This is a genomic window from Mesorhizobium sp. M7A.F.Ca.CA.002.15.2.1, assembly GCF_003998715.1.
GTDB lineage: Bacteria > Pseudomonadota > Alphaproteobacteria > Rhizobiales > Rhizobiaceae > Mesorhizobium > Mesorhizobium ciceri.
The window spans coordinates 1-469 of sequence record NZ_RZPI01001258.1 but is presented as its reverse complement, the minus strand read 5'-3'; the positions used below and the strand labels follow the sequence as shown (position 1 = coordinate 469).

At 64.4% G+C, this 469-nt stretch carries 1 protein-coding gene; it reads right to left on the bottom strand.

The window, feature by feature from the left end:
• A partial coding sequence (locus tag ENZ74_RS34010; protein ID WP_164761513.1) for a YgcG family protein occupies window positions 1–469 on the bottom strand: 469 nt, incomplete at both ends.

Below are 469 nucleotides of genomic sequence, written 5' to 3'. Positions count from 1 at the left end.
GATACCGCCCGAGAAGTCCCCGGCGCGGAAGGCCGGCACCATGTCATTCTCGATGATCAGCTTGGTGTGCAGGTCGGTCAGCGTGCCTTCCAGCCCATAGCCGACCTCGATGCGCATCTTGCGGTCGTTCGGGGCCACCAGCAGCAGGACGCCATTGTTTTCCTTCGCCTGGCCGAGCTTCCAGAAGCGGAACAGCCGGTTGGCGTAAGGCTCGATCTCCTCGCCATCGAGGCTGGGGATCGTCGCGACGACGATCTGGTCGGAGCCTTTTGTCTCGAAATCGGCGAGTTTTTGGGTCAGCGCCGCCTTGGTCGCGGCGTCGATGATGCCGGCATTGTCGACGACACGGCCGGTCAGCGCCGGGAGATCGGCCGCGAGGGCGGTGAAGGGGAGGAAGAGGAGGCTTAGAAGAGCGAAAAGGAACCCTAGGCTTGCGTTCCGGAGCGCCCCCCTCTGCCCTGCCGGGCAT